This is a genomic window from Mycobacterium sp. (genome assembly GCF_044370595.1).
Lineage (GTDB): Bacteria > Actinomycetota > Actinomycetes > Mycobacteriales > Mycobacteriaceae > Mycobacterium.
Genome location: NZ_JBILVF010000234.1, coordinates 1 through 3,320, shown reverse-complemented (window position 1 = coordinate 3,320; position 3,320 = coordinate 1). Strand labels below are relative to the sequence as shown.

Here is a 3,320-nt window from a genome sequence, read left to right as displayed (position 1 = left end):
TCAAGACGTCAACGACTTCCTGGCCTACGCCGACCGGCGTTCTCTGGGGCCCTCGGCCATGGAATTGGTGCGTGCGGCCCAGGCCCGCGACATTCCGGTCTACCGGCTCAACGACGCCAGCCTTATCCAGGTCGGCCAAGGCAAGTACCAGCAGCGGATCGAGGCGGCGCTGACATCGAAGACCTCGCATATCGCCGTCGAAATCGCTTCGGACAAGAATCTCGCCAACAGCCTCCTTGCCGATCTCGGCCTGCCCGTGCCGAAGCAGCGGCTGGTCTACAGCGTGGACGAGGCCATCAGGGCGGCCGAACGCATCGGTTATCCCGTGGTCATCAAGCCGCTCGACGGCAATCACGGCCGCGGCGTCACCGTGGACATCACTGCCGAGGACGGCATCGCCGCCGCTTTCGAGACCGCCGATGCCGAAGGTTCCGCGGTGGTGGTGGAGACGATGCTTCGCGGCGACGACCACCGGCTTCTGGTAGTCAATGGTCAGCTCGTCGCCGCCGCGCGCCGGGTGCCAGGCCATGTGAAGGGCGACGGGCACCACACCATCGCCGAACTGGTGGATATCGTCAATCAGGATCCGCGCCGCGGCGTCGGGCATGAAAACGTCCTGACCCGGCTCGAACTCGACGACCAGGCCAAGGCCTTGCTCGAGGACAAGAGCTACACCGGCCAGACGGTTCCCGCCGAGGGCGAGGAGGTGTATCTGCGCAAGACGGCAAACATCTCGACGGGCGGCACGGCGGTAGATGTCACCGACACGATCCATCCCGACAACAAGCTGATGGCCGAGCGCGCGATCCGGGCGATCGGGCTCGATGTCGGCGCGGTGGATTTCCTGACCACCGATATCACCAAGAGCCATCGCGAGACCGGCGGCGGCATTTGCGAGATCAATGCTGGACCCGGCCTGCGCATGCATATCGCGCCTTCCGAGGGTACGCCGCGCGACGTGGGCGGGGCGATCATGGACATGCTCTTCCCGCCGGGAACCCAGGCGCGCGTTCCCATCGCCGCACTCACCGGGACGAACGGCAAGACCACGTGCTCGCGCATGCTGGCGCACATCCTGAAAATGGCGGGTCATGTCGTGGGGCAGACCTCGACTGACGCGGTGGTGATCGACGGCAACGTGACCGTGAAGGGAGACATGACCGGGCCGCTGTCGGCCAACATGGTGCTGCGCGATCCCTCGGTCGACATCGCGGTCCTGGAGACCGCGCGCGGCGGTATCGTCCGCTCCGGCTTGGGCTACAACTTCTGCGATGTCGGTGCGGTGCTGAACGTCGCGTCCGACCATCTGGGCCTCGGCGGCATCGACACTCTGGACGATCTTGCCCGGGTGAAACGCGTCGTTGCCGAAGTCACCCGCGGCACGGTGGTGCTGAACGCGGACAACGAGCAGACGCTGAAAATGGCGGCCTTCTCGCCCGCCAAGCAGGTCATGTATGTGACGCGCAACCCCGAGCATGAACTGGTGCGCGAACATATCCGCCTCGGCAAACCCGCGATCGTTCTTGAGCTCGGGCTCAACGGCGAGCAGATCGTGATCTACGACAGCGGCAGACTGATGCCGCTGATGTGGACCCATCTCATCCCGGCGACTCTGGAGGGCAAGGCGCTGCACAACGTGGAAAACGCCATGTTCGCCGCGGGCATGGCCTATGCGCTCGGCAAGACCCTGGATCAGATCCGCACCGGACTGCGCACCTTCGATAACAGCTTCTTCCAGAGCCCGGGCCGGATGAATGTCTTCGATGAACACGGCTTCCGGGTGATCCTCGACTACGGGCACAACGAGGCTGCGGTGGGGGCCATGATCGACGTGGTCGACAGGCTCAAGCCGCGCGGGCGCCGGATCGTCGGCGTGACCTGCCCGGGCGACCGGCGCGACGAGGACGTGGCGGCTATTGCGGCAAAGGTCGCCGGCCATTTCGACACCTATATCTGCCACCGCGACGACAATCTGCGCGATCGCGGGCCCGACGAAATCCCGAAGCTGATGCGGGCCGCCCTGATCGCCGAGGGTGTGCCGCCCGAGGAAATCACCATCATCGAGGAGGAGAACGAAGCCCTTGATGCGGCGCTCTCGCAGGCGCAACCCGACGATTTGGTGTTGTTCTTCTGCGAGGCGATCACGCGCTGCTGGAAGCAGATCGTGCACTTCACCCCGACATTCACCGCGCCCGGGCCGGAACCCGTCGCCAAGCGTCTGGCAGCATCTACCTTCGGCGTTCCCGAAGGCTTCGTTCTCGCCTCGGATGATCGCGGAGTGCTGATCGTTCCGGCCAATGACAGGGAGTCATGACAGGGAAACGTGGCAGATTCCCATTCGCTCATCGTCGGGCGCATCACCCGAAACTGGCCATCATCGGCGGCCGGCTGGAGGATGACAACGCCGCTATCTACGACGAGATGCGTCGTCTTGCCGGCGGAAGGATCGTCGTCTTCGCGACGGCGTCGTCGGTGCCCGACGAGGTCGGCGCCGAAACCGTCGGCGTTTTTCGGGCCCATGGCTTTGACGCCGTCTTGGCCGGGGTGCACGGCCCCGGGGCGGGCCAGGCCGCACGCGACCCGGCGATCGCCGATCTCGTCGAGGACTACGGCAGCGTCTATTTCACCGGCGGCGACCAGGCCCTGATCACCGGGGTGCTGGCGCCGAACGGCAGGGAAAGTCGCGTGCTGAGAGCGATCCGCAAAGCGCAGCGCAGGGGTTCGCTGGTCGCTGGATCGAGCGCAGGGGCCGCCGTCATGTCCGAGGCGATGTTTTCCGGCGGCACGTCGCTGGAAGCCGCGACCTATGGTGTGGTCGGTGATGCGGACCAGCCCGGAATGCTGCTGGCGCCCGGGCTCGGTTTCTTCCCGTGGGGCATGGTCGACCAGCACTTCATCAAGCGCGGCCGGTTCGGCCGGATGGTCGTCGGCATGCAGGCCTCAGGTGCGAAGCGCGGCTTCGGCATCGACGAAAACACCGCCTTGTTCGTCGAGGGCACGAGTGCACGGGTGATCGGCGAATACGGCGTCTTCGTGTTCGACCTTCAGGAGGCCAGAGTCGATCGCCGACGCAGGCTGATCGACAACATCGCCTTCAGCTACGCCGACAACGGGGACGCCCTTGACCTGGAAACGGGTGAGGTCCTGCCCGGTCCGGACAAGCGGGCGGTGACCCGGCGTGACATCACTTACAACGCCCCCGCCCGCTCGCTGCGCAACGTCTTCGGCGCCTACACGCTCTACGATCTGGTGGCGCGGCTGGTGCTGGGTGACCCCGAAGCGTATCCGGCGGATCGGGCCCGCGCGATCGAGCCCAGGGC

Annotated in this window: 2 protein-coding genes; both read left to right on the top strand. The window is 65.8% G+C overall.

All coding sequences use genetic code 11. The annotated features are described in order from the left end of the window. On the top strand, window positions 1-2,314 hold a 2,314-nt coding region (gene cphA, locus ADBZ5N_RS18145), incomplete at its 5' end, for a cyanophycin synthetase (RefSeq protein ID WP_526259872.1). After that, the coding region (locus ADBZ5N_RS18140; RefSeq protein ID WP_526259870.1) for a cyanophycinase at window positions 2,311-3,320 on the top strand (1,010 nt) is incomplete at its 3' end. The genes cphA and ADBZ5N_RS18140, both read left to right, overlap by 4 nt.